21 protein-coding genes are annotated in these 21,049 nt (G+C 58.3%); 11 read left to right on the top strand and 10 right to left on the bottom strand.

Translation table 11 applies throughout. The annotated features are described in order from the left end of the window. Window positions 1-287: 287 nt before the first annotated feature. Entirely contained in the window at window positions 288-1,529 is a 1,242-nt protein-coding gene (locus tag QMM04_RS11930) for an Nramp family divalent metal transporter (protein WP_021508247.1), read from the top strand. Between the two features lie 50 nt (window positions 1,530-1,579). Here the strand turns inward: QMM04_RS11930 and QMM04_RS11925 are convergent, their stop codons facing one another. Beyond that, window positions 1,580-1,933, bottom strand: coding sequence for a DUF2502 domain-containing protein (locus tag QMM04_RS11925; RefSeq protein ID WP_058758363.1), 354 nt, complete (start codon window positions 1,931-1,933; stop codon window positions 1,580-1,582). A 157-nt stretch (window positions 1,934-2,090) separates the two neighbouring features. Further along, the gene (mgrA, locus tag QMM04_RS11920) at window positions 2,091-3,080 is read right to left on the bottom strand and encodes an L-glyceraldehyde 3-phosphate reductase (protein ID WP_282996241.1); all 990 of its coding nucleotides are present in this window, start codon (window positions 3,078-3,080) and stop codon (window positions 2,091-2,093) included. Window positions 3,081-3,293: 213 nt separating this feature from the next. On the opposite strand from mgrA, the gene QMM04_RS11915 reads away from it, so the two are divergent. Both QMM04_RS11915 and glk read left to right on the top strand, forming a co-directional pair. Continuing rightward, window positions 3,294-4,955 (top strand): thiamine pyrophosphate-binding protein, encoded by a 1,662-nt coding sequence (locus QMM04_RS11915; RefSeq protein WP_282996240.1) that lies wholly within the window; start codon window positions 3,294-3,296, stop codon window positions 4,953-4,955. Between the two features lie 154 nt (window positions 4,956-5,109). After that, on the top strand, window positions 5,110-6,075 hold the full coding sequence (gene glk, locus QMM04_RS11910) for a glucokinase (RefSeq protein WP_104188602.1): 966 nt from the start codon (window positions 5,110-5,112) through the stop codon (window positions 6,073-6,075). A gap of 34 nt (window positions 6,076-6,109) precedes the next feature. On the opposite strand, the gene QMM04_RS11905 is transcribed toward glk, so the two are convergent. Together QMM04_RS11905 and QMM04_RS11900 are read right to left on the bottom strand one after the other, a co-directional pair. Beyond that, the gene (locus tag QMM04_RS11905; protein WP_021508252.1) at window positions 6,110-6,838 is read right to left on the bottom strand and encodes a LytTR family DNA-binding domain-containing protein; all 729 of its coding nucleotides are present in this window, start codon (window positions 6,836-6,838) and stop codon (window positions 6,110-6,112) included. Beyond that, window positions 6,835-8,526: a sensor histidine kinase gene (locus QMM04_RS11900; protein ID WP_021508253.1), complete on the bottom strand. Its 1,692-nt coding sequence runs from the start codon at window positions 8,524-8,526 to the stop codon at window positions 6,835-6,837. The genes QMM04_RS11905 and QMM04_RS11900 overlap by 4 nt, the downstream gene beginning before the upstream one ends. 467 nt (window positions 8,527-8,993) lie before the next feature. Here QMM04_RS11900 and QMM04_RS11895 point away from each other — a divergent pair, with 467 nt between their 5' ends. Both QMM04_RS11895 and alaC read left to right on the top strand, forming a co-directional pair. Further along, window positions 8,994-9,518, top strand: coding sequence for a GNAT family N-acetyltransferase (locus tag QMM04_RS11895; RefSeq protein WP_031280018.1), 525 nt, complete (start codon window positions 8,994-8,996; stop codon window positions 9,516-9,518). Window positions 9,519-9,637: 119 nt separating this feature from the next. Then, complete coding sequence (gene alaC, locus QMM04_RS11890) at window positions 9,638-10,873, top strand: alanine transaminase (protein ID WP_282996239.1); 1,236 nt, start codon at window positions 9,638-9,640, stop codon at window positions 10,871-10,873. Between the two features lie 42 nt (window positions 10,874-10,915). On the opposite strand, the gene ypdK is transcribed toward alaC, so the two are convergent. The 3 genes from ypdK to QMM04_RS11875 all read right to left on the bottom strand — a co-directional run bounded on the left by ypdK (window position 10,916) and on the right by QMM04_RS11875 (window position 13,825). Then, complete coding sequence (ypdK, locus tag QMM04_RS11885; RefSeq protein ID WP_006120362.1) at window positions 10,916-10,987, bottom strand: membrane protein YpdK; 72 nt, start codon at window positions 10,985-10,987, stop codon at window positions 10,916-10,918. Window positions 10,988-11,189: 202 nt separating this feature from the next. Continuing rightward, window positions 11,190-12,218, bottom strand: coding sequence for an HlyD family secretion protein (locus QMM04_RS11880; RefSeq protein WP_282996238.1), 1,029 nt, complete (start codon window positions 12,216-12,218; stop codon window positions 11,190-11,192). 5 nt (window positions 12,219-12,223) lie between these two features. Next, window positions 12,224-13,825, bottom strand: a complete 1,602-nt coding sequence (locus QMM04_RS11875; protein ID WP_104188599.1) for an MFS transporter — start codon at window positions 13,823-13,825, stop codon at window positions 12,224-12,226. 149 nt (window positions 13,826-13,974) lie between these two features. Here QMM04_RS11875 and QMM04_RS11870 point away from each other — a divergent pair, with 149 nt between their 5' ends. The 4 genes from QMM04_RS11870 (at window position 13,975) to QMM04_RS11855 (ending at window position 16,570) form a co-directional block, all read left to right on the top strand. Further along, window positions 13,975-14,760 (top strand): IclR family transcriptional regulator, encoded by a 786-nt coding sequence (locus QMM04_RS11870; protein WP_282996237.1) that lies wholly within the window; start codon window positions 13,975-13,977, stop codon window positions 14,758-14,760. Between the two features lie 7 nt (window positions 14,761-14,767). Further along, window positions 14,768-15,220, top strand: coding sequence for a universal stress protein (locus QMM04_RS11865; RefSeq protein ID WP_058758371.1), 453 nt, complete (start codon window positions 14,768-14,770; stop codon window positions 15,218-15,220). Between the two features lie 9 nt (window positions 15,221-15,229). Next, a complete protein-coding gene (locus QMM04_RS11860; protein ID WP_282996236.1) occupies window positions 15,230-16,033 on the top strand; it encodes a hypothetical protein in 804 nt (267 codons plus the stop codon). A 255-nt stretch (window positions 16,034-16,288) separates the two neighbouring features. Beyond that, window positions 16,289-16,570: a membrane lipoprotein lipid attachment site-containing protein gene (locus tag QMM04_RS11855; protein ID WP_021509105.1), complete on the top strand. Its 282-nt coding sequence runs from the start codon at window positions 16,289-16,291 to the stop codon at window positions 16,568-16,570. Between the two features lie 73 nt (window positions 16,571-16,643). On the opposite strand, the gene QMM04_RS11850 is transcribed toward QMM04_RS11855, so the two are convergent. Both QMM04_RS11850 and QMM04_RS11845 read right to left on the bottom strand, forming a co-directional pair. After that, entirely contained in the window at window positions 16,644-16,796 is a 153-nt protein-coding gene (locus QMM04_RS11850) for a hypothetical protein (protein ID WP_021509106.1), read from the bottom strand. Between the two features lie 281 nt (window positions 16,797-17,077). Further along, window positions 17,078-18,295 (bottom strand): MFS transporter, encoded by a 1,218-nt coding sequence (locus QMM04_RS11845; protein WP_152390601.1) that lies wholly within the window; start codon window positions 18,293-18,295, stop codon window positions 17,078-17,080. 280 nt (window positions 18,296-18,575) lie between these two features. Between QMM04_RS11845 and QMM04_RS11840 the strand changes: the two genes are divergently transcribed. Then, window positions 18,576-18,815, top strand: coding sequence for a hypothetical protein (locus tag QMM04_RS11840; RefSeq protein WP_021313687.1), 240 nt, complete (start codon window positions 18,576-18,578; stop codon window positions 18,813-18,815). 36 nt (window positions 18,816-18,851) lie between these two features. Here the strand turns inward: QMM04_RS11840 and QMM04_RS11835 are convergent, their stop codons facing one another. Beyond that, the gene (locus QMM04_RS11835) at window positions 18,852-19,751 is read right to left on the bottom strand and encodes an EamA family transporter (RefSeq protein ID WP_021509108.1); all 900 of its coding nucleotides are present in this window, start codon (window positions 19,749-19,751) and stop codon (window positions 18,852-18,854) included. A gap of 182 nt (window positions 19,752-19,933) precedes the next feature. Here QMM04_RS11835 and QMM04_RS11830 point away from each other — a divergent pair, with 182 nt between their 5' ends. Further along, window positions 19,934-20,797: an AraC family transcriptional regulator gene (locus QMM04_RS11830; protein WP_275028264.1), complete on the top strand. Its 864-nt coding sequence runs from the start codon at window positions 19,934-19,936 to the stop codon at window positions 20,795-20,797. The last annotated feature ends 252 nt before the right edge of the window (window positions 20,798-21,049 follow it).

The raw sequence follows: 21,049 nt of genomic DNA, 5'->3' as shown, positions 1-21,049 counted from the left end.
ATAAGTATTCGGTATCGCTTAATTTCTCAGATTAGTCTCACCGCTCACAACCTGTTTACAAATGGATCACAAGAAATATCCACAAAGAGATTGTCTATAATTTGACCCGGGAGTAGAGTGAAACCTGTTGCATAATTTTTAGCAAGCGCTAACTTTACCTTGTGGTATAGCAATGGCTATACTTTATAGCACCATCTATCAATGCGATAACTATAACCAAATTTCACTTGCCTTGAATGCCCCGTAAGCTGGATGGGTCAGACAAGCGTTAGGACAGGGTCAAAACTATGTCAGAAAGTCGCACCGCCGAGCGCGCCGCTCGCGGAGCCAGAAAGATCAAGCTCGCGCTGCTGGGACCGGCCTTCATCGCGGCCATTGGTTATATCGATCCCGGCAACTTTGCCACCAACATCCAGGCGGGGGCCGCGTACGGCTACAAACTGCTGTGGGTGGTGGTATGGGCCAACATTATGGCGATGTTGATCCAGCTGATGTCTGCCAAGCTGGGTATTGCCACCGGTAAAAACCTCGCCGAGCATATTCGCGATCGCTTCCCGCGCCCGGCGGTGTGGTTCTACTGGGTACAGGCGGAGATTATCGCCATGGCCACCGATCTGGCGGAATTCATCGGGGCTGCGCTCGGCTTTAAGCTGCTGCTCGGCATCTCGCTACTGCAGGGCGCGGTGTTAACCGGTATCGCCACGTTCCTGATCCTGATGCTGCAAAACCGTGGACAGAAGCCGCTGGAGCTGGTGATTGGCGGGCTGCTGCTGTTTGTCGCCGCCGCTTATATCGTTGAGCTGTTCTTCTCGCAGCCGCGCGTCAGCGATCTGGTGGTAGGCATGGCGCTGCCGAGCCTGCCCACTTCGGACGCGGTATTCCTCGCGGCTGGCGTGCTGGGCGCGACCATTATGCCGCACGTCATTTATCTGCACTCGGCGCTGACGCAGTACGGTAATAAAGGCAGCAAGGCGGAGCGCTACTCCTCCACCAAGCTCGACGTGGCGATCGCCATGACCATTGCCGGTTTCGTTAACCTGGCGATGATGGCCACCGCAGCGGCCGCGTTTCACTTTAGCGGTCACACGAGCATTGTTGATCTCGACCAGGCTTATCTGACGCTGCAACCACTGCTGGGTCACGCGGCGGCGATTGTGTTCGGGCTGAGTCTGGTAGCGGCCGGCCTCTCTTCTACCGTGGTGGGCACGCTGGCCGGCCAGGTGGTGATGCAGGGCTTTATCCGCTTCCACATTCCGCTGTGGTTCCGTCGTACCATTACCATGCTGCCGTCCTTTATTGTTATCTGGGCGGGCTGGGATCCGACGCGCATTCTGGTGATGAGCCAGGTGCTGCTGAGCTTCGGTATTGCGCTGGCGCTGATTCCGCTGCTGTCGTTCACCGGGAACCGAGACATCATGGGCGATGAACTGGTGAACTCACGCCTGATGCAAAATGCCGGTCGTCTGATTGTGGTGCTGGTGGTGGCGCTGAATATCTATTTGCTGGTGGGCGAAGCGCTCGGCTGGTAAGCAAATGACTGAATAGAAAAATCCCGGCTGCGTCTGCGCCGGGATTTTTTTTAATGGTGATGATGGTCGTGGCGGTCATGCCGATCGTGTCGGTGATCGTGACGCCAGTGTTCGCGACGTTCGCGCTCGTGCCAGCGGCGCTCACGTTCACGCTCCCAGGCTCGATGGCGTTTCCACTCTTCGTGACGCCACCAGCGATGATCGTTGTACTGATAGCGATCGTGCCACCAGCGCGGTTCACGCCAGCGACCGCCGTCCCAGTAGTAGCCGCGACGGTCGCGATCGCCGAGATGCAGCGTGACGCCAGGGGCCAGATTGATGGTAGCGCTACTGGCTTCAGCTGTGTGCAGCGCCAGAGGGGATAACGTTGCCAGCAAAGCGGCAAACAAAATTGCACGTTTCATACTTTCTCCTCATCGATAGCATCGAGGCTACCGTGGCGCTAGTGTGCCATATCGGACCAGACACGCCTTGAGATTTAGTCTGAAAAAGTGCCAGCGAAAGGTTGCGCAGCGTTTTCTGCTAAGGACAGCGCCCGGAAAAGTCCGGGCGGGTAAACGGTTACACCAAAATTTGCTCAATGGCGGCGATCTCGTCCGCGGTTAATTCAGGCTGGCTCAGCATGTCGACGGCATCATCAATCTGCGCGCTTTTACTGGCACCAATCAGCACCGACGTGACGCGCGTGTCGCGCAGCACCCAGCGCAGCGCCATTTGCGCCAGCTTTTGACCGCGCTGCTGTGCCAGCGCCTGCAGTTGCTGCACCTTTGCCATCTTCTCTGGCGTTAGCTGGTTTTCGTTGAGGAATTTGCTGCCGCTGGCGATGCGCGAATCCTGCGGAATGCCCTGCAGATAGCGGTCGGTCAGCACGCCACCGGCCAGCGGCGAGAAAGCAATACAGCCGACGCCATTGTCGCCCAGCACGTCCAGCAGACCCTGTTCCGGCGTGCGTTCGAACATCGAATAGCGCGGCTGGTGGATCAGGCAGGGGGTGCCGAGATCGCGCAGCATGGCGATAGCGGCGGCGGCTTTATCCGCCGGGTAGTTCGAAATCGCCGCGTACAGCGCTTTACCCTGACGCACCACCTGATCGAGCGCGCGCATCGTCTCTTCCAGCGGCGTTTCCGGATCCGGACGATGGTGATAAAAGATATCCACGTACTCCAGCCCCATGCGCTTCAGGCTTTGATCGAGACTGGAAATCAGGTATTTGCGTGAGCCCCAGTCGCCGTACGGACCGTCCCACATGGTGTAACCCGCTTTGGTGGAGATCACCAGCTCGTCGCGCAGGCCGTGAAAATCTTCGCGCAGAATGCGGCCAAAGTTGCTCTCCGCAGAACCGGGCGGCGGCCCGTAGTTATTGGCCAGATCAAAATGGGTTATACCGCGATCGAACGCGTGACGCAGCAGCGCGCGGCTGTTGTCGACGCGCGTGCTGTCGCCAAAGTTGTGCCATAGACCCAGCGAAATCGCCGGCAGCTTCAGGCCGCTGCGGCCGCTGCGGCGATACTGCATCTGGTGATAACGTTCGGCGTGGGGAAAAGTACTCATGCAGCGTTCCTGTCTCAGGTGGGAGAAAGTGGCATCAGCATAGCAGTGTATGCGTTTACACTGCGCCGTAACGCGGCAAAGATCGCAACTTACAGAATTTTCTGTCGTCGTAACGAATGCTTGCCATGCATGACAGCGCGATGATGGCGAAAATCTCGCCAGTTCAGCCACATCGCTAATACTCCTGATCATTCCCCCTCACAGGAGCGGTCGATGAACACTCTTAACGTTGGCGACTATTTACTGCATCGTTTGCACCAGGCGGGTATCCGCCATCTGTTCGGCGTACCCGGCGACTACAACCTGCAATTTCTCGACAGCGTCATTGACCATCCCGGTATTACCTGGGTCGGCTGCGCTAATGAACTCAATGCCGCCTATGCGGCCGATGGTTACGGTCGCTGCAACGGCGCGGCCGCGCTGCTGACCACCTTTGGCGTCGGTGAACTCAGTGCGATTAACGGCATCGCCGGCAGCTACGCCGAATATGTGCCGGTGATTCACATCGTCGGCGCTCCCGCCAGCCTCGCCCAGCAGCAGGGCGACTGCGTGCATCATTCGCTCGGCGACGGCGATTTCGGCCATTTTCTGCGCATGGCCCAGGAAGTCAGTGCTGCCAGCGCGGTGCTGAGCGCCGACAACGCCGTGGCTGAAATTGATCGGGTCATCGCTGGCGCGCTACAGCAGCACCGTCCGGGCTATTTGCTGCTGGCGGTGGATGTCGCCGCCGCCACGGTAACGCTGCCGTCAGCCAGCGCCAGCCCGGTACCGGCTGAAAACCGCGACGTGGCGCAGGCGTTTGCCGCAGCGGCGGAACGCCTGCTGGCACCGGCGCAGCGCGTGGCGCTGCTGGCCGATTTTCTCGCTGCCCGCTGGCAGCTGCAGGCGCCGCTGGCTGAGCTGCGTGCGCTGCGTGCCATTCCGGCAGCCACGCTACTGATGGGCAAGGGCGTGCTGGATGAGCAGCAACCGGGCTTCGTCGGCACCTACGCCGCCAGCGGCAGCCGCGAAACCGTGCGCGCGGCAATTGAAGACACCGATGTCACCCTGTGCGTCGGCGTGCGTTTTACCGACACCCTGACCGCCGGGTTTACCCAGCAGCTGTCGGCGCAGCGGGTGATTGATCTGCAGCCGTTTCATGCCAGCGTCGCCGGAGAAACCTTCGCACCGCTGAGCATGGCGCAGGCGCTGGCCGCGCTGCTGCCGGTTTATCAGCGCCACTGCGCGCACTGGGCCACGGGCGTGGCCGACATGCCGGACGATGCACCGCCCGCTGCTGCCGCCGTAATCAGTCAGCAGGCTTTCTGGCAGGCGATGCAGCGTTTCCTGCAGCCCGGTGATATTATCCTTGCTGATCAGGGCACGGCGGCGTTTGGCGCTGCCGCGCTACGTTTACCGCATGATGCGCAGCTGCTGGTACAACCTTTATGGGGTTCCATTGGCTATACTTTACCCGCCACCTTTGGTGCCCAGACGGCGCAGCTTGACCGCCGCGTCATTCTGATCATCGGCGATGGATCGGCGCAGCTGACCATTCAGGAACTGGGATCGATCCAGCGCGACGGCTTAAGCCCGATCATTTTTCTGCTGAATAATGAGGGATACACTGTCGAACGCGCGATCCATGGAGCGGAACAGCGCTACAACGACATCGCGCAGTGGAACTGGACCGCGCTGCCGCAGGCGATGAGCCTGAATTGTGCGGCTCAGAGCTGGCGCATCAGTGAAACGGCGCAGCTTGATGCCGTGATGGCACTGCTCAGCCAGGCGCGTTGCCTGTCACTGATTGAAGTGGTGATGGAGAAACAGGATCTGCCGCCGCTGCTGCGTACCGTGACGGCGGCGCTGCACCAGCGTAATAGCCACAAAGTTTAGGACAGTTGCCTCTGTACAGTTGGGCTGGCGACAGTCAGGCTGTGCGTCGCACTGAATGACCAACGCTCATCGTGCAAGGTGAGCGTTGTTGTTTTATTGGCAGGCTTTTATAGTGTCCTGCACTTGTTTATGACCCAAGCGGAGCAGCAGAAGAATGACAAAATACGCCCTGGTCGGCGATGTGGGCGGCACTAACGCTCGTCTCGCCTTGTGTGAGGTGGAGACCGGCGCCATCTCCCAGGCCAAAACATTCTCAACATCAGACTACGACAACCTTGAAGCAGTTATCCGTCACTATCTGGATGAGCAAAAACAGGACATTACCGACGGCTGCATCGCCATCGCCTGTCCGATCACCGGCGACTGGGTGGAGATGACCAACCATGACTGGGCCTTCTCAACGCGTCAGATGAAGGAAAGTCTGGGCTTTACTACGCTGGAAATCATCAACGATTTCACCGCGGTTTCCATGGCGATTCCAATGCTGACGGCGCAGGACGTACTGCAGTTCGGCGGCAAATCGCCGGTGCAGGATAAGCCGATTGCCATTTACGGTGCTGGCACCGGGCTCGGCGTCAGCCATCTGGTGCACGTTGATAAGCGCTGGGTCAGCCTGCCGGGTGAGGGCGGTCACGTTGACTTTGCGCCAAACAGTGAAGAAGAGGATGCGATTCTTGAAGTGCTGCGCGCCGAACTGGGTCACGTTTCTGCCGAGCGCGTGCTGTCGGGTTCCGGACTGGTTAACCTGTATCGGGCGATTGTGAAATCCGATCAGCGCGAGCCGGAAAACCTCAAGCCAAAAGATGTCACCGAGCGGGCACTGCAGGATAGCTGTATTGACTGCCGCCGCGCGCTGACGCTGTTCTGCGTCATCATGGGACGGTTTGGCGGCAACCTGGCGCTGAACCTCGGCACCTTTGGCGGCGTGTACATTGCCGGTGGCATCGTGCCGCGCTTCCTCGATTTCTTTAAAGCGTCCGGCTTCCGCGCGGCGTTTGAAGACAAAGGCCGCTTCCGCGATTATCTCGTCGATATTCCTGTTTACATGATTACTCACGACCAGCCGGGCCTGCTTGGCGCCGGTGCCCATCTGCGTCAGGCGCTGGGGCGCGTGCTGTAATCACCCGGGCGAACGGTTTCCTGCGCCGTTCGCCCTAAAGATGCATCAACTGGCGAAACGCCTTTACCTTGCTGCGACTCACCGGCACCTGCGCATCCATATCGCGCAGCTTCACCAGATAGGTGTTGTTAAACCACGGTTCGATCTCGCCAATCTTGCTCAGATTAACGCAGTAGGAACGGTGGCAGCGAAAGAACATCGACTCAGGCAAACGGCTGCAAAACTCGCTGATCGCCATCGACATCACATAGGCTTCGCGCCGCGTGTAGACAAACGTCAGCTTCTCATGTGCTTCAACGTAATAGATATCGTTAATATCGGTCACGATAATGCGCTCATCTTTGACTAAATTCACCGTTTGCGGCGCGCTGGCTGCCGGGTTGTGCTGCTGCGCCTGCTGCTGTTGTGCGCTGGCCTCCAGCTTGTTCAGCATGGTGATGATGCGCGACTCGTGATACGGCTTGAGGATGTAGTCAAACGCCTGCAGTTCGAAGGCCTCGACCGCGTGCTCTTTCCACGCGGTGATAAACACAATCAGCGGCTTATGGATAAACTGGTTGATGTTCTGCGCCAGCAACATGCCGTCCAGCGACGGGATGTTGATATCGAGAAAAATCACGTCCACCCGATGAGTCTGCAGATACTTCAGCACTTCCAGCCCATCATCAAAACAGGCTTCGATGCTGATCTGGCTATGCTGCTGGATCATCCAGCTTAGCTCCTGCTGCGCCAGGAATTCGTCTTCGACAATAATGGCTTTCACGCTGAGGTTTCCGCTAACGGGGTGAGCGGGCCGGACAGCCGCTGACCACTTTTGCTGAGGGTAAAGGCGATTTCCGTACCGGGCTGATGACGGGTGATGGTTAAGCCGTGGCCGGACAGCAGTTTCACCCGGTGATGCACATTCAGCAGGCCAATTTTGTTTCCCGGCATTTCGTTGCGCGCCACCCGGCTGACCACCTCTTCGCTGATGCCGGCACCGGTATCGCGCACCGCCACGCGCACGCGATCGCCCAGATCTTTCACGCTCAGCGTGACCACGCCTTTGCCACGGCAGGGCTGAATACCGTGCACGATGGCATTCTCCACCAGCGGCTGGATCAGCAGGCTGGGCAGCGAAAAGTGCAGATCTTCATCGATGTCGTAAATCATCGACAGCTTGTCGCCAAACCGTGCCTGCTCAATGGCGATGTAATCTTTCACCTGCCACAGCTCTTTTTTGATGTCGATGGGTTCATCGTCGTTGAGTTCCAGGTTGTAACGCAGGTAGCGCGACAGATTAATCACCAGCTGGCGCGCCGTGTCCGGGTTCAGGCGAATCGATGAGGAGATAGCATTCAGCGCGTTAAACAGGAAGTGCGGGTTGATTTTGCTTTGCAGCGCGCGCAGTTCCGCTTTATTGGCCATCTCGCGCAGCTGCTCGGCACGCGAGACTTCCAGCTGCGTCGAGATGATTTGCGACAGGCCGACCGCCATCTCTTTCAGCGAACCGGTAATGCGATGGGCGCGGCGATAGTAGATTTTCAGCGTGCCGGTCACTTCCCCTTTTTCCCAAAGGGGAATCACCAGCATTGAGTGAATGTCTTTGGTGCGGTGTGCCTCATCGTTATTCTTAATGATAATTTTTCCGCTGGCGATCGCCTGCGCGGTGGTCGGACTGATGCCGTCGTCGCCGTTGTGGTAGTTCTGCTCGCCGTAGCCGACGTAAGCCAGAATCTGTTTGGTGTTAGTGATCGCCACCGCATCGGCATGGATGTCGCTGCGAATGATGGCGCACACTTTGCGCAGCGAGTCGCTGTTAACCTGACGAAACAGCGGCAGGGTTTTGTTGGCAATCTCCAGCGCCAGCTTGGCCTGACGCGCGGCAATCGCCTCTTTTTCCCCTTCGACGCTCTGCACCAGCAGCACAATCAAACCAATGCTCGACGCGCCGAGAATCATCGGCAGCGCAATTTCCGACACGATGGTTAAACCGAGTGACATCGGTTTCGCCCACAGCACGATCAGCAGCATGGTCAGGCTTTCACACAGCATGCCGCCGAGGATGCCGGCGCGCCAGCGCTGCTCTTTGCTGACGAAGCGGTTGATGGCGCCGGCGGCGATACCGGCGATGATGCTGGTAATCAGACAGGGCACCGAGGTGATGCCGTCGATATCAATCAGGAAGCGGTGCACGCCGGCAATCACGCCGGTTGCAATGCCGACCCACGGCCCGAACAGAATGCCGCCCGCCATGACCGCAATCACCCGGACGTTGAGCAGTGAGCCGTCAACATTGATGCCGGACCAGGTGCTGAACAGCGCAAACAGCGAGAAGATGGCGGTCACCACGGCTTTTTCGCCGATTGAGTGTTCATCTTTTTGCAGTAGCTGACGAAATACGCGGGTGCGGGTCAGGAAGAACAGGCAGATCAGCATCAGCGCGGCGCGGTCAAACACCGCCAGCAGCATGTCGAAATGGGAAGGCACGGTGTTCTCCGGAGCAGGCAAGGTTGCGGACATGATAAAAAATGTGATCGCGATCCGCCAGCGTCCCGGCAAGCTGCAGACGTTTCTCATAGCCTGGATCAATTTTTAAGGTGCGCGCTGCCGGTGCGCATGAATGCGCAACCTGCAAGACCGCGGATGCACTCCAGGGGCGCCATTTATGGCGACCAGATACGAAGATGCGCGCTGCCGGTGCGCATGAATGCGCACCCTACAAGACTGCGGATGCACCGTAGGGGCGCCATTTATGGCGACCAGATCCGCCCGTAACATCCGACCCTGAAAGGAAGCAAGGCTGATTATCCGGTTCGAAACCTGAAAAGAGGAAATCCTGAGTGCCAAAAAGAGGATTGCTGAAAGCGTGCAGCGTTCACTGGTTGTCACGGATGCGGTTTGCTATTTTGCCGTAAGCACAACAGCGGAGCGTGGCCATGCAATTACTCACCCCTCGTTTGTCCCTCAGCCGGTTACAGCCGGAAGACTGGCAGATTTTCAAAGCGGTACATGAAGATGCCGCGACCATGACCTGGGTGAGCGAGATCCCCGATGAAAACGACATCCGCCAGCGCTTTAACGAGCGGCTGGCACCGTGGCAACCCAGCAGTTTTCACATGCTGTGCCTGGTGGCGCGCCTGCGCGACAGCGGTGAAGCGATTGGCCTGTTTGGCTGCAGCGCCGAATGGCATCCGTATCGTCAGGCCGAAGTGGGTTACATGCTGCGCCACGCCTGTACCGGTCAGGGCTACGGCAGCGAAGCGTTGCAGGCATTGTGCACGTTCCTGCTGCAGGCCGACTTCCACAAACTCAAAGCGCTGGTGATTGAGGGCAACTGGCCGTCGCGGCGCATTCTGGAAAAGAACGGTTTCGCGCTGGAAGGCACGCTACGCGATAACTACCGGCTCAACGGCCAGTGGGTAAACGATTGGGTGTTTGGGCGCTTAAACGAAGCAGGCTAAGAAAATTTGCCGTCCCCCCTCGACAATATTGTTATCAGCGCGTTATGTTCTTGTTTCGGTCACGGCAGTGACCAGCGTCGCTCGGACGGTCCGGGCGCTAACGTAATCCAGAGGACATCATGGCTGATAACAGCACACCCCGTCGTTTCTCGCGTATTGAACGTCTCCCCCCCTATGTATTTAACATCACGGCTGAATTGAAGATGGCTGCGCGCCGGCGCGGCGAAGACATCATCGATTTCTCCATGGGCAACCCGGATGGCGCGACACCGCCGCACATCGTGGAAAAGCTCTGTCAGGTGGCACAGCGTGAAGACACGCACGGCTACTCTACCTCCAAAGGGATTCCGCGCCTGCGTCGCGCCATTTCGCGCTGGTACGCCGAGCGTTACCAGGTGGATATCGATCCGGAATCCGAAGCTATCGTTACCATCGGCTCGAAAGAGGGCCTGGCGCACCTGATGCTGGCGACGCTCGATCACGGTGACACCGTGCTGGTGCCCAATCCCAGCTACCCGATTCACATCTACGGTGCGGTGATCGCCGGCGCGCAGGTGCGCTCGGTGCCGCTGGTCGCGGGCGTCGATTTCTTCAATGAACTGGAACGCGCCATCCGCGAAAGTTACCCGAAACCGAAGATGATGATCCTCGGCTTCCCGTCCAACCCGACATCGCAGTGCGTGGAGCTGGACTTCTTCGAGCGCGTCATCGCGCTGGCGAAGCAGTACAACGTGCTGGTCATCCACGATCTGGCCTACGCCGACATCACCTATGATGGCTGGAAAGCGCCGTCGATTATGCAGGTGCCGGGCGCGCGCGATGTGGCGGTGGAATTCTTTACCCTGTCAAAAAGCTACAACATGGCGGGCTGGCGCATCGGCTTTATGGTCGGCAACAAAGAGCTGGTGGCGGCACTGGCACGCATCAAAAGCTATCACGACTACGGCACCTTCACACCGCTGCAGGTGGCGGCGATTGCGGCACTGGAGGGCGATCAGCAGTGCGTGCGTGATATCGCCGAGCAGTATAAACGCCGGCGCGATGTACTGGTGAAGGGGCTGCATGAGGCAGGCTGGATGGTCGATCTGCCGAAAGCGTCCATGTACGTCTGGGCGAAAATCCCCGACCATTACGCGCATTTAGGCTCGCTCGAATTCGCCAAGCTGCTGCTGCAGGAGGCGAAAGTGTGCGTCTCGCCGGGCATTGGCTTTGGTGATTACGGCGATACCCACGTGCGTTTTGCCCTGATTGAAAACAGCGATCGTATTCGTCAGGCGGTGCGTGGCATTAAAGCGATGTTCCGCGCCGACGGTATTTTGCCGGGAACGATAAAAGCGGTGGAAGAAGCAGAGTAACTACAAATCGGGGCGACTGAGCGGTCGCCCCGGCTGGCGTCTTTACAGCATCAGCACGAAGGTGCCGACCCAAAGTAAGACGAAGAAAGAGATTCCCATCAAGGCGTATTTCACAAAACAACTCCTCTGAGCGGTTACAATGATGGCGATCCCAAACCAGCGTAACCCGAACAGAATAAGAGAAAGGTGGAGTTCATCATCGCTACACGCTTTCTACTCAGGTCGCTTCGGGCTGCCCCGAAACAGGATCGAGCGCTAATTTACGCGGATTCGATCCGAAAATAAATAGGTCACTTCTGAGAAGTTGCTCACATTTTCATCGGGTCTCAATCTGCGGAATCGCCGACATGCCGACACGTAATTGCGCCAGATCGCTTTGATGCGGATCCAGCACAATTTTCACCGGCAAACGCTGAACCACTTTAGTGTAGTTGCCGGTGGCGTTATCGGGGGCAATCGCGGAAAACGTGGCGCCGGTAGCGGGCGCGATACTGTCGACGTGACCGGTGAAGGTCTTGCCGGGCAATGCATCAATCTTCACCACCACTCTCTGGCCCGGGCGCACACTCGCCAGCTGCGTCTCCAGATAGTTGGCGGTGATGTAAGTCTGCTGCAGCGGCACCACGGCCAGCAGACGCGTACCCGCGCTGACCCAGGCTCCCACGCGCACCGAACGCTGACCCACCATGCCATCCACCGGCGCAACAATACGCGTATAAGAGAGATTCAGCCCGGCCTGGTCGACGCTGGCCTGCGCCGCCGCGACATCAGCCTCCGCCTGACGCAGCGCGGCCTCAAGTACCTTCACCTGCTGTTCGGCCGCCGCCAGCGCCGCTGCGCTCTGGCGCACCGTAGCGGCCGCAGAACGCTGGGTTGAGCTGGCTTTCTGCTGATCGTCAGCGGCTATGGTGCCGCTCTTGTACAGCTGGTTGTAGCGCGCCGCGCTCTGTCCGGCATACTGTGCCGATGCCTGACTGGCGGCCAGCGTGGCGCGGGCCTCGGCAATGGTGGACTGCTGCTGGTCGAGCTGCGCCTGCGCGCTCAGCCGTTTGGCGTCGCTGACCTGCAGATTAGCCCGCGCGGTCTCCAGCGCCACGCGATAGTCGCGGTCGTCGAGCGTCGCCAGCACGTCGCCAGCCCGCACGCGCTGGTTATCCTGCACGTTGACGTGGGCAATGTAGCCGGACACCTTCGGGGCCACCAGCGTGTAATCGGCATTCACCCAGGCATCATCAGTGCGATGGTCGTTGCCGGTCATGGCTGACCACAGCCAGAACGCCATCGCCAGCAAAACCAGCAGCAGGGCGCTCAGCAGGATTGTTCGTTTCATAGCAAAAGCGTGCATAACAGTTATTCCGGAGTTTTGGTAACAGGTTGAATCAGGGTTTGCGGTGGCCAGACGCGTTTCGCCAGGCACAGCGTCAGCACTAACAGCCCGGCAGCGAAGGCGATCAGCATCAGATACGCATCGCTCAGGCTCAGCACCATGGCCTGATGCTTCAGCAGGGTGGCGAAGCCGCTGAGATTGGCCGCGCTGCTGGCGCTGCCGTCGGCCAACAGCGGCAGGCTGCTGCTGGCCTGCTGGCTATCCGCTGCGGTCATCAGCCAGCTGCGACTGGCAGCCTGATCGACCAGCACGCTGGAGTGAAACTGCTCACGATGGCTGATAAACCACTCCACCAGCGTGCTGGCGGCAATGCTGGCAAAGCCGCGTACGGTATTGAACATGGCGGAGGCGAACGGCCCTTCCGGCGGCGCGACCACGCTGGTGGCGCTCATCAGCACCGGCAGAATCACCATCGGCTGACCAAACGCCTGCAAGATCTGCATCAGCCAGAAGTTTTGCCGCGCCCAGTCGGTAGTGATCTGCATGCCGAGCAGGCAGGCGGTTGCCAGCAGCAGCACACCGACGCTCAGCACCCAGCGGCAGTCAATCCAGCGGATATTCAGCAGGCTGGCGACCAGCGGTGCAATCAGCAGCTGTGGCAGGCCGATGGTCAACGCCAGCGGCGCGAACTGCAGCGTGCGAAACCCCTCCACCTGACCAAAATAGGCCGACGGCAGCGCCGAACCGGACAGCGCCAGAATCAGTACACCCGCCAGCGCCAGCAAACCGTGCGACAAATTACGGCGGCGCAGCATCTGCAACTTAAACAGCGGCAGCGGGTGAAACCATTCATTAATAAAGAACACAATCAGCAACGCCAGCGCGCTGAATAATAGGGCGACAAACAGCGGCGAGCTGAGCCAGTCGAGACGCTCACCCTGCGTCAGCGCCAGAATCAGCAGCGCCATGCCCGAGCAGCCGCTCAGCATGCCGAACAGGTCAATCTGTTTAAATCGCTCAGTGCGCAGCGGATCCTGCGGCAGGCCCCAGCCGATCAGCAGCATGGCGATCAGCATGGCCGGCACCACCTGCCAGAACACAAACATCCAGCTGACGTCATCGGTCCAGAACGCCGCCAGCGACGCCGCCAGATTCGGGCCAAACGTGGCGGTGAGGGCGTAAGCACTCAGCCCATAAAGTTTGATCGGCGGTGGCAGAAAGCGCAGCGCCACCGTCATCAGCAGCGGCGGCAGGGCGCCGCCAAACAGTCCCTGCACCACGCGCAGCGCAATAAACAGCGGAGCCGTGGGCATAAAGGGCAGCAGGACACCGCACACCATGAAACCGGCCGACACCGCCAGCGCGAAGCGGCGCAGCGAAAAGGTGACGGCGAACCACGGCGCAATCATCATCGCGGCGACTTCCGCTGCCTGATAGGCCGAAATAATCCAGCTGCCGTCATCGTAGCTAATGCCGACTGCGGCACGGATATCGGCCAGCGCGATGTCGGTAACGCGATCGTTTAATCCGGAGGTCAGCGCGGCGATCAGCACCCCCACCAGCCCCAGCGCGAGGCGCAGGGTAAAAGGATGCGGTGCCGGTGCCGCCACGGGCTGGGCATTCATAACAGGTGTCTCGTTATTGGTTGATGCAGTGTATTGCGATGTGATACAGCTCGCATCTTACATTTCGATATGGTGTATTGCAATGTGATACAGGGTGTAAAAGTGCGATCGTTCGCGCTAAAGTAGGACAGGCCAAAAAGGAACGTATCATGGTAGAACCTCCCTCAAGCCGTGAGGATGAAAAAGCGGGTGGCATTCAGGTCATTGCGCGTGCGGCAAAAATTTTAAATGCGCTCGGTGAGCATCCGGGCGGCATGAGTCTGGGTGAAATTGCGCAGGTGGTCGATCTGCCGCGCTCGACGGTGCAGCGCATCGTGGCGGCGCTGGATAGCGCGCAGCTGGTGCGCAGCGGCGGGGCAGGCGGGCTGCGCCTCGGTCCGGCGTTGCTGAAGCTGATCTCCAGCGTGCACAGTGACGTGGTGGAAATTGTCCGGCCGTTCCTCGAACAACTCTCGGCGGAAATCAATGAAACGGTGTCGCTGGCGCGGGCCAGCGGGACGCAGCTGGCGATTGTCCATTACGTGGTGGCCACGCGTGAGCTGCGCGTGGTGCCACACATCGGCCTGAATCTGCCGCTCTACAGTACGTCCGGTGGCCGGGCGCTGCTGGCGCTGGAGAGCGACGAAGATGTGCGGGTGATGGTCGGCGAAGCCTATGCGGAACTGACGGAAATGACGGTAAAAACGCTGCCGCAGTTGCTGACGCTGATTGCGGAGGTGCGCGTCAGCGGACTGGCTATCGATCGCGGCGAAACGCTGGAGGGCATTTCCACCATGGCGGTCGCGATTGATACGCTGTTCGGGCGCTTCTCGATCTCACTGCTGGTGCCGACGGCACGTTTTCACCGCCAGGAAGCGCATTACCGGACAGCGCTGATAAAGTGTAAAGAGGCGCTGATTCGCGAAATTGGCAAAATAACTGCTGCGGAAGGATAACCGACTGATGAAAACCTTGCTGATGGCCATCGATAACTCACCGGTGGCGGAAAAAGTGATCGCCCTGACCATTGAACAGGCGCTGGCGCAACAGGCGCAGGTCACCGTGCTGTGCTGTGTCGATCCGGCATATTCGTCGTGCAATCAGCCGATTGAGATCGACGCCGGGGAAGACCCGGACGATTTTGTCGTGGCGCAGGATGAACAAAATACAGCTGAAATGGTGGTACGCCATGCGCTGGCACCGCTGCTGCGCGCTGGCATTGACGCACGCGGGCTGATTCTGGCCGGTGAAGCGGCGGAAACCATTGTGGCGCAGTCTGAGGCGTTGCACGCCAGTATGATTATAATGGGCCGTCGTCACCTGTCGCCGCTCAACCGCCTGCTGAAAGGCTCGGTAAGCGCAGCAGTGATTGAACGCGCCAGCTGTCCGGTTTTAATTGACGTTCGCAAGGATTAATATCGCTCCATGTTCTCGCTTTTCCCGCTCACGCTGGCCGCTTTTGTGCTGCTGGCGATCATCATCGTGGTACTGCTGCGCACCACCGCGCTGCGCGTCTGGCAGGGTGTCCTGCTGTTTTTGCTGCCTGTGCTGCTGGCTAATCTGCTGTGGTTTAGCTGGCTGCATCCGCGTCAGGAGCGCGAGGCGCTGGCGGTGCAGGTGGCTACCCAACTGAGCGACGCGCCGGGTTATCGCGTGCTGAAAGTGCAGGAGCCGGCGCTGTGGCAACTGCTGAATCGTGAGTTGCAGCACAAGCTGGCAGAGGGCGTACCTGCGGAGCAGGCGCTGGGCGATATGCGCGGCTGGCTGATGGATTTGGTGAATCAGCGCATGGCGCGCGCCAGCGATGCGGCGATCATCAACTATATCCGCGTTTCGGTGCAGGAGATGCAGGCGCTGCAGCAGCAGGATACGCAGCGCTGCTTCCGTTTCCTCTATCCGCAGGTCAGCGGTGGCGTCAATCTGCAACAGGTGCTGTCGCCGGAGCTTAATCAGCGCGATGGTGAAGCGCTCGAGGCACTGCTGCAAAACAGTACCGGCGATGAGCTGGCGGTGGATCAGTCTCAGGCGCAGCGCGATCTGCAGCGTGTGGTGGAAAAACTGTATGGCAAGTGGGGCGATAAGCTGCAGCAGCTGAATATGCCGGCGGATACGGCGGTGGATCGCGGCACGATGTGCGCGATGTCGATTGATCTTTACAGCGGAATTCTCGCATTGCCGGACAAACAAGCGGCCAATCTTTTGCGTAAGATGGTCAGCCTTACCGGATAACGGGCGAAAAAAAAGCCCGCTCAGCACGGGCATAAAGGTCACTTTCAGTATGTCTTTTTGTGGGTATCACCTGGTGTGGTGCAGACTTCGTTTTGTCTGAAGTCATCTTCTCACTGCTGATGTGATAAGGAAAACCGTTTGGTTTTATTGATTTGATTGGCGAAAGCTTTGCATTAATCGGACATTTCGCGTCTTTTTCCTATAGAGGCGTGTGGCGTTGCCTTTTACACTGCAACGTCTGATGAGGACATCCTAATGAATAAAATGCTTATTAGCGCGTTAGCGCTTTTTATGCTGGCCGGTTGTAGTGTCAGCAAACCCGGGGGTTTTGAGCGCGTGGATGAAGATGCCCGTTCAAATACCGTACAGTATCGTTACGATCCACAGAAGCTGGATAAAGATGCGCTGGAACTTGATCTGGCGAATTACTGTAACCAGCGCGGCTTCGATAAAGTCGAATCGCTTCCGGCGCAGGACAGCAATTTGCCTGGCCTGAAGAAAGTCTGGTATCAATGTAATTACGCGGTGAAAAGCTAAAAAATAAGGGCGGGATTGATTCCCGCCCTTTCTTTATTCATTTTTTATTATGTGCTGTGTGTGCTTTGCCCAATTACCAGTGACGATAGCCGCCATGGCCGTGATGCCAGCCGCCGCCGTGCCCGTGGCCCCAGCCGGGACCGCGTCCATGGTCGTGCTCGATAATACACCCGCTTAGCATGGTCATCATCGCCACCACCGAAGCGACTTTTATTAACTTCTTCATGGAGAGTCCTCCTCTTTTCCAATGAGGCCAGATTAACCGGGAAAAGTGGAGTGAAGATGCAGTGAATGTAGAGTTATTTCCGTAAATATTACCCGATATGTCAATTAAAAGCTAAAAGTGCCAGGGCGGGAAATAAACCAATCGGAATAAGCTGAATAGCGCCTGATAATAACCCGATTACTCTGAAATGCAAGGTTAAATAACAGTCATTCTCAACGCGTGATCAATTCTGTGGTTATCAGTAAAAAGCCTGCCGTGCATTTACACGGCAGGGTGGTGAATTAATTATGCAGTACCGGCGCGACCAGGTTTTGACGATTTGGCAGACGGATACTGAGCGACAGCACCAGCGAGATCACCAGCAGCGTCATAATCAGACTGAAGGTCACGGTGAAGCCGCCGAACACCGAAGCTACCAGCGAGCCAAGCACGCTACCGATGCCGAAGCCGAGATAGATCAGGCCGTAGTTTTTGGTCAGGTTGTTGAGGCCGAAGAAATCGCTGACCAGTGACGGGAAGACGGTGATGGTGCCGCCAAAGCTGAACGCCACGCAGGCCAGCGACAGGAAGAAGGTGGTTTCATTCATGTGGGTGAACAGCAGGATGCTCATGCCGCTCAGCGAAACCAGCTGTGCCAGCGAAATGACCCGGATGCGCGCCATTTTGTCCGACAGCACGCCGAGAATCAGTCGTCCGCTCAAATTGGCAATAGCAATTATCGTCACCGCATTGGCCGCCGTTTGCGTACTCAGGTGCACCAGACCTTCACCAATATCCTTCGCTACGCCAATCACATACAGACCGCTCATGCAGGCCGTCAGGAACATCAGCGCCAGCATCCAGTACTGCGGCAGGCGCACCGACTGCGCCAGCGTGAACTCCTGTGTGGCCTGCTGCTGACGTGAGCCGGCCTGCTGCAGCGGCGCATCGCGCATCATCAGGGCACCGGCAATAATCATCGTCATCGCCAGCACACCCCAAATCACAAAGGTATTTTCCAGCCCCTGAGTGCTGAGCAGCGCGCCACAGATGAATTTAAAGCCGAGACTGCCGAGGCCGTAAGCGCCGATCGAACAGGCCGAAATCAGCCCTTTGCGCTCCGGAAACCACTTCACGCAGTTAGAGAGCGTCATCAGATAGCCCGCGCCATCGGCCAGCCCGACCAGAATGCCGGCGCTCAGGTACAGCATCATCAGGTTGTCAGCATGGGCGGTCAGCCAGAAGCCAATCGCCATCAGAATGCCTGCACCGATAGTGACATTGCGCACGCCAAAGCGCTCCTGCAGCTTGCCGGCCAGCGAGGAGGCAATCGCCAGACCGAGGCTGAGCAGACCAAAGGAAAAAGCCACCTGGCTGACCGGCGCATCCAGTTTCTGTGCCAGCTGGCCATTAAACAGGCTCCAGGTATAAACCGAGCCGAGCGCGAACTGGGTAATGATGGTGCCTGCGAGGGTAAGGATACGGACACGCTGATGATTAGGGGTAACGGCTGTTGTCATTTTTCTCTCTCCCATCCGGGAATACGGAATCTGCAGCGATAATAAGCCTCACGCGGGCGCGGGTGGTGCGGACGGGCGTGAACGGAGCGGGAGACGGAATGAAATGCTGTGAAACCGGTATGAATGGCATTGCGCCTTTGCTTAAGCGCAGCGCGGATGTCGTCACATGAACAGGCATTGCGACAGGTGAGCATGTGTAACAGGGTGTTTTAAGCGCAGCATCTGCGCGGCAAAATGCAGGAACTTTGCCAGGCTTATAGTTCATTCAACAGGAGGAAATATGAAAGACCGGGCATATGAATCCGTATCCAGCGGGGATGAGGTTTGCTGCATCATCGGTCAGGCGGTTATCGAGTTAAGCGATGAACAGCAGCCTGTGACCAGGTCCACCCTGTCGCTGAAATTACTGGCGATGGCCGACCGCGACAGAGATGATGAACGCGTTCTGCTTTACTGGATTGCCAGAAAAGCCATTAACCAACCTCACCAGCTCAACATCGGCGTCGGGGGCTGGCGCTAGAGGAGTGACAGAGCGGGCGCTATGCCCGCTCTTGCTTCAGGCCAGACGTAACCGGCGATGAGCCGGCCAGCGCACGAACATCACCATATTCCCTGCCAGAATCATCACCAGCCCGACGATGGCATTGCTATGCCACTGATAGCCTTCATACAGCGTCGAAAGCGTCAGCGCCACCAGTGGAAACAGCAGGGTGCTGTAAGCCGCCTGGCTGGCACCGATGCGCCCCACCAGCGTGAAGTAGGCACCAAAGCCCAGTACCGAGCCAAACAAAGCCAGATAGCTCATCGCCCCCAGCCACTGCAGATTGAGTGCCGGTGCCAGCGCGTCGCCATTCACCAGCGCCAGCACGGCCATGATCAGCGCACCGTACAGCATGGCGTAGCTGTTGGTGGTCAGCACGTCGCGCTGACGACGCTGATGGCGGGTAGAAATCATATTGCCAAAGGAGAAACCGAGCGTGCCCAGCGCGCTCAGCCCCACGCCCCACAGCAGCTGCGGCGCAACATGGGCTGACTGAATATCCTGCCAGAACAGCGCAACAATCCCGCCGAGGCCCAGCGCGGCGGCGGGCAGCAGGCGGAAAGGCGGGCGCTGGCGGAAAAAGATCCAGCTGTTGAGCGCGTTATACAGCACCGCCATCGAAAAAATCACCGACTCCAGACCGGTGCTGATCATCGCTGCCGCGTGGTAAAAGCAGACAAAATTAAAACCAAATACGCAGCCGCCCTGTAACAGACAAAACAGGTGGTCGCGCGCATCCAGCGTACGCAGACGTTTCAGCAGCCGGAGAAGCACCAGCATGGTCAACGAGGCGAACAGGAAGCGCCAGAACACCGCCACCAGTACCGGCGTATCGGCGGCCTGCTGCTGCAGAAAAATCGCAATCCAGGTGGTGCCCCAAATCAGCACCACCGCGAGGTATAACATCAGGTTCATCAGAAACTCTCCGGCGGAATCAGGTTCGCAGTGTGCCTGAGCGACAGGAGCGCGGCTTGCATGACTTTGCGCAGCACTTGCAAATTCTTGCGCTTTTTCCCGCCTGGTCCGGCATTGGCCTGTTTTCTGTCCGGTCAGTTGCGTAAACTACAGGACATCAATCCAGAGAGCGATGTCAGACCATGCCGGAATATCAGACGTTTACTATGCTTCAGCGTCACAAAGCGCAGCTGCGCGATAGCGTGCAGCTGAGCGGCGGCATTCGGCTGGCGGCGTGGTTCAACAGTGGCGATCGCGTGACCAACCTCAGCGATCACCATACGCTTAGCCTGTACGTGGCTGACGGTTACGACACCTGGCACAAAACACCGCACGGCTGGCGCAACGGCGGCGCGCCGGATCGCTTTTGCCTGATGCCGTCTGGCACCGAGTCGACCTGGGATCTGCGCGCGGATTTATCCTTCGTGCACCTCTACTGCACCGATACGCATTTGCGTCACCTTGGTGAGCAGGTGTGGGATCGCAGCCCGGCGCAGCTTAATCTGCATGAGAAGATTTTTGCCGACGATGACCGCATCACCCAACTGTATCGTCATTTTCTGCTGAGCGCCGACTGGCAGCAGCCGGCCAACCAGCTGATGCTGAGTAGCGCCTCAACACTGCTGATGACCCATCTGCTGCAGCGCTACAGCGAGGTACAGTGGCAGCTGCCGCAGGTGCGCGGCGGACTGGCGCCGGCGGTATTGCGCCGCGTGCTGGCGCTGATCGATACGCAGCTGGATCAGCCGTTAACGCTGGCCCAACTGGCGGCAGAGGCGGCGCTTAGCGAATACCATTTTGCACGTATGTTCCGCAGCAGCACCGGCGAAGCGCCGCACCAGTATGTGATGCGCCGCCGTATGGAAGCCGCGCAGCAACTGCTGCAATTCAGCGCGCTGTCGCTCACCGAGATTGCCCTGCGCTGCGGTTTCCACTCCTCCAGCCATTTCAGCAACCGCTTCCGCCAGCTGCACGGCATGGCACCCTCGGCATGGCGTCAGCGCTGACGGGGCAGTTGGAATGAAGTTCGTGAGGAATAGATTACTGAATTAGCAGCGGCGCGATTGATCGCGCACGTCATTATGTCGTAAACCACGCTATCCTGATTGATTCCCTCTGGTCGCACCCGAACGTTATTTATACGAAATTTCCCACATGGGTGGTTATTTATACGGTCACGTTGAACGGATGTAGCACGGGGCTTAAGTGCGCTCTGTTTTACCTGAAATCTTTAATTCATCTCATTACCCTCCTGTATG

The sequence above is a fragment of the Pantoea sp. Pa-EAmG genome (genome assembly GCF_030024295.1).
GTDB classification, from domain to species: Bacteria; Pseudomonadota; Gammaproteobacteria; order Enterobacterales; family Enterobacteriaceae; genus Pantoea; species Pantoea dispersa.
The sequence above is the reverse complement of the archived record's forward strand: the minus strand, read 5'-3'. Positions and strand labels throughout refer to the sequence as shown.

Coding starts and splice junctions, on each gene's coding strand:
- QMM04_RS11900 (WP_021508253.1), bottom strand. CDS start 8,526: ATGCTGCTGGCGGTGTTTGACCGCGCCGCGCTGATGCTGATCTGCCTG.
- glk (WP_104188602.1), top strand. CDS start 5,110: ATGACAAAATACGCCCTGGTCGGCGATGTGGGCGGCACTAACGCTCGT.
- QMM04_RS11870 (WP_282996237.1), top strand. CDS start 13,975: ATGGTAGAACCTCCCTCAAGCCGTGAGGATGAAAAAGCGGGTGGCATT.
- QMM04_RS11845 (WP_152390601.1), bottom strand. CDS start 18,295: ATGACAACAGCCGTTACCCCTAATCATCAGCGTGTCCGTATCCTTACC.
- alaC (WP_282996239.1), top strand. CDS start 9,638: ATGGCTGATAACAGCACACCCCGTCGTTTCTCGCGTATTGAACGTCTC.
- QMM04_RS11925 (WP_058758363.1), bottom strand. CDS start 1,933: ATGAAACGTGCAATTTTGTTTGCCGCTTTGCTGGCAACGTTATCCCCT.
- QMM04_RS11930 (WP_021508247.1), top strand. CDS start 288: ATGTCAGAAAGTCGCACCGCCGAGCGCGCCGCTCGCGGAGCCAGAAAG.
- QMM04_RS11880 (WP_282996238.1), bottom strand. CDS start 12,218: ATGCACGCTTTTGCTATGAAACGAACAATCCTGCTGAGCGCCCTGCTG.
- QMM04_RS11840 (WP_021313687.1), top strand. CDS start 18,576: ATGAAAGACCGGGCATATGAATCCGTATCCAGCGGGGATGAGGTTTGC.
- QMM04_RS11875 (WP_104188599.1), bottom strand. CDS start 13,825: ATGAATGCCCAGCCCGTGGCGGCACCGGCACCGCATCCTTTTACCCTG.
- mgrA (WP_282996241.1), bottom strand. CDS start 3,080: ATGAGTACTTTTCCCCACGCCGAACGTTATCACCAGATGCAGTATCGC.
- QMM04_RS11915 (WP_282996240.1), top strand. CDS start 3,294: ATGAACACTCTTAACGTTGGCGACTATTTACTGCATCGTTTGCACCAG.
- QMM04_RS11850 (WP_021509106.1), bottom strand. CDS start 16,796: ATGAAGAAGTTAATAAAAGTCGCTTCGGTGGTGGCGATGATGACCATG.
- QMM04_RS11835 (WP_021509108.1), bottom strand. CDS start 19,751: ATGAACCTGATGTTATACCTCGCGGTGGTGCTGATTTGGGGCACCACC.
- QMM04_RS11865 (WP_058758371.1), top strand. CDS start 14,768: ATGAAAACCTTGCTGATGGCCATCGATAACTCACCGGTGGCGGAAAAA.
- QMM04_RS11855 (WP_021509105.1), top strand. CDS start 16,289: ATGAATAAAATGCTTATTAGCGCGTTAGCGCTTTTTATGCTGGCCGGT.
- QMM04_RS11830 (WP_275028264.1), top strand. CDS start 19,934: ATGCCGGAATATCAGACGTTTACTATGCTTCAGCGTCACAAAGCGCAG.
- QMM04_RS11860 (WP_282996236.1), top strand. CDS start 15,230: ATGTTCTCGCTTTTCCCGCTCACGCTGGCCGCTTTTGTGCTGCTGGCG.
- QMM04_RS11895 (WP_031280018.1), top strand. CDS start 8,994: ATGCAATTACTCACCCCTCGTTTGTCCCTCAGCCGGTTACAGCCGGAA.